This window comes from Laspinema sp. D2d (assembly GCF_025370755.1).
Classification (GTDB): domain Bacteria; phylum Cyanobacteriota; class Cyanobacteriia; order Cyanobacteriales; family Laspinemataceae; genus Laspinema.
Map to the genome: position 1 here is coordinate 1 of NZ_JAMXFC010000075.1, position 3,549 is coordinate 3,549.

At 44.9% G+C, this 3,549-nt stretch carries 3 protein-coding genes; 2 read left to right on the forward strand and 1 reads right to left on the reverse strand.

What is annotated here, in order from left to right; translation table 11 throughout:
• Positions 1–244 precede the first annotated feature (244 nt).
• Positions 245–1,429, forward strand: a complete 1,185-nt coding sequence (locus NG796_RS26160) for a transposase (protein WP_261210434.1) — start codon at positions 245–247, stop codon at positions 1,427–1,429.
• A gap of 33 nt (positions 1,430–1,462) precedes the next feature.
• Here the strand turns inward: NG796_RS26160 and NG796_RS26165 are convergent, their stop codons facing one another.
• Complete coding sequence (locus NG796_RS26165) at positions 1,463–3,001, reverse strand: IS1182 family transposase (protein WP_261210435.1); 1,539 nt, start codon at positions 2,999–3,001, stop codon at positions 1,463–1,465.
• 65 nt (positions 3,002–3,066) lie between these two features.
• Here NG796_RS26165 and NG796_RS26170 point away from each other — a divergent pair.
• Positions 3,067–3,549: helix-turn-helix domain-containing protein (locus NG796_RS26170; RefSeq protein WP_261210437.1), on the forward strand; the 483-nt coding region annotated here is incomplete at its 3' end.

The following is a 3,549-nucleotide window of genomic DNA, read 5'->3' on the forward strand; positions in this document are numbered from 1 at the left end:
TTTCTTTTATAAATCGGGCCTGTTTCGCTCTCTTCCCTCTTTCGGCTGACGTGGATTTCTTATTTTCCTCTGCCTAGGGCGTCGGTTCAGTAAAAAGTCTTTACAAAACTGAGCAAATGTGTATCTACTTGCTTAATTCCTGACTGCCTGATAGAAGTAGGTGAAAGCCAAGAAGCACGAGGAAATTAGCCAAGAGGGTAGAGAATCATGAGAGGCTAGAGTTACCACACAACAGCCTAAACACATGAGAACCTCTACCCATTTGTATGGTCAACTATTCAACCAATTAAGTCAACATAGCCGCGTTAGGGATTTGCGCCACTTAAAAGCGCTGGCATGGATGGTGAGTGCCTTGCTCTATAGCGGAGAATTGAATCTGGCTGCATGGGAGCCATATGTGTTGAGTCGAGCGCAGAAAGCGCAAAGTACGGAGCGGCGCTGGCAACGATTTATGGACAATAACCGCATTCGCGTGATGGCGATTTACTTACCGTTGGTGCTAGCGGCTCTGAGTGGATGGAAGCAACAGCGATTGTATTTAGCCTTGGATACGACGGTTTTGTGGGATCGCTTTTGCATGATTCACCTGTCGGTAGTGTGCTGTGGACGGGCGGTTCCCTTGTTGTGGCGAGTCCTAGAACATGGCAGTGCCACCGTTGCCTTTGAGGAGTACCAACCGGTTTTGCGCCGTGCTCGATGGCTGTTACGGCATCATCAGGATGTGATGCTCTTAGCCGACCGAGGCTTTGCTAATCATGAATTGATGAAATGGTTACGGCGCAGCCACTGGCATTACTGTCTCCGATTGCCCTGTGATGTCTTGATCCACACCACAAGACGTTATCCTTTGAAGGTTGGGACGCTTTATCCTCCCCTCGGCGAAGCCCGACTTTATCAGAATGTGGGCTTGTGGCTTGACGGCGAGCATCGCTGTAACTTAGTCCTTGCAACGGTACAGGGAGCTAAAGAATCTTGGGCCGTCGTCACTGATGAACCGGCGAGCTTGCAAACACTCTGGCAGTATGCCTTGAGGTTTCAGGTAGAGGAATTATTTTTGGATAGCAAGTCGGGTGCTTTTGAGTTACAAGACTCACGCTTGCGTTCTGCTACCGCCCTTGAACGCCTTTATCTGGTCGCTGCTATTGCCTTGCTGTTTGCTACCTCCCAAGGCATGGCGGTGCAGCTTGCTGGCTTCAGACAACAGGTAGACCCCCATTGGCGACGTGGTATAAGCTATCTCAAAATTGGGCTGCGCTGGCTGCAAGAGGTAATTCATAAAGGACGGACTTTGCTGCCTTGCGTTGCGTTGTTACCCAATGACCCTCAACCTTGTTTTGCCTCCCTCAAAGCCAAGCATCACTATTATGACCACATCTGGTTTGAGCGAGTTCGTTCCATTGTTTGTAAACCTTGTCATACCTTCAATTAGAAAAGATATGTCAGGCAGTCAGGCTTAATTCAACTACAGTGCGGCCTGTTGTACTGGTAAAACCTCATTCATTCGAGCAATGACATGAAGATTATGGACAACAGCCACTCGTCTGAGGTCGAAGAGGTTTTTGCGCTGTCCAATATAACGGGCACGTTTGTCCTGCCACTGTCCGATATGAGCCAGAGAGTGTTCTACAGACGTTCTTTCCCTAAGGAAAGCGCGACCGCTTGAGGTAGATTGACGCCTCCGTAATTCCTGCATCAATCCTTCATCGGGATGGATAGAGATGCTGCGGCCATTCTGACTCGTAGTACAGCGTTCTCTCAGGGGACAAGCAGCACACTCCGGTTTGGGAAAATGAACGACCTTACCGGGTTCAAACGGCATAATAACTTGATTTGGACAACTAATTACCTGGTTATCCCAGTCAAAAACAAAAGCGTTTTTATCAAATCGTCCTGAGTTTCTTACCGGCCATGCTTTACAAAATATCTGGAATTGTTCAGAGCGTTCTTTTACCCAATGACTCGATAAATAAGCTCGGTCGATATGTAGCTCATTTAACTGAACCTCTTGTCTTTTCAAGTCAACTTCTAAGTCAACAGTGGCCGCAGCTTCTGGTGTATTAGCACGGGTTACAGCCACAGCCCGAATCACCCCTATATCTAAATCTTTAAGAATATGCCGTTTATAACCATCTATTTTTTGAGAGCGGCTTTTTCGTCCATGGCGCATATCTGGATCTTGAATAGAAATGCGTCGGTCCTTAGCAACCCCTTTGGTCAGCTTCGGCACTCCCATTGAGTCTGCTGTTACATTTTGGGATTCAATCAATCGGGCAACCTGGAGAGGAGCTTGCGCCTCTTTTATTTCATCAGAATTAGGCTGCTGTCGTATCCATTCTTCTACAGAAGTTAGGCTGTTTAGTATAGTTAATAATGCCTGTTGGCTTTCGTCTGGGTCATCCCAGTTTAAATCTAATGCGGCTTTTAAGCTGGAACTCTTGACACAATCTGCTCCCGCTTCATTAGCAATTTCTGCCAGCCCCCACCCCTGCCGAACAGCTATTATGCTCAACACCTTACGCAGAGCATGACCCAAGAGATTATAGGTATCTTCAACTTTACCTGCACCCCATAATGGAGAGGAATCTAATGCAGCTCTTAACTGAGCCGAACCAAAGCCTCCTTTGAGCTTGGCAATTTCTACAGTACGGTCAATTAAACGCTGGTCAAAGCCTTTTTTAATTAAGGCGCTTCTGAATCTTATTAAAGTGGCTTTACTGAATGGGGGTTTTTCGCAGTTCAGGCAATTCAGAACTAATTGCCATCGTAGGTCCATGACTAGCTCTTCAATCACTTCATCGTCGGAAATCCCCATATAAGCTTGGAGAATAGTGGCTAAGGCCAATTGTGCTGGTGGGATAGGACAGTAGCCCATTGTGCTGTCTTTAAAAATTGTGCCTAGTTCTTCTTGAAACTCATCATTGAATATGTACAGACGATTCAGGCGAAGAAAAGTAAAAAGCTTGGCTTTTTTGAGGCGATTAATAATTAAGCAGGTAGACAAAAATAATTGCACTGATTAAAAAATATGCTAATCTAGATAAATGTCAAAATCATAAAGCAGAAAAAATGATATTCATACGTGAAATAAACGAACTGTCTCATAAGCTCTTGGACCGAATTTACAGACAAAGCCGCCACCATCAAGTTCGTACCAGAGCACAGGCGCTTATCTTACTGAATCAAGGGACCACTATCAAGGAAATTCAAAAATTCTTTTCCATTAGTTACAAAACTGTATATAATTGGATTTCTCGATGGGAAACCGAGGGAATGGTAGGGCTATATAATAAGCCAGGGAGAGGTCGAAAGTCAACTTTTAATAACGACCAAAAAGAACAAATTGCCCCTTGGGTTGAATCAGACCCTAAACCATTAAAAAAAGTTTCTCAAAAAATTCAAGAAACCTGGAATCTTAACCCCAGCAAAAAAACTATAAAAAGAGTTCTTAAATCAATGAAAATGAGTTGGCATGGGATGCGTAGAGGCGTAGGAGGAAAGCCGCCTAAGCAAGAGTACGAGGACAAAAAAGAACAATTAAAAGAATTAAAG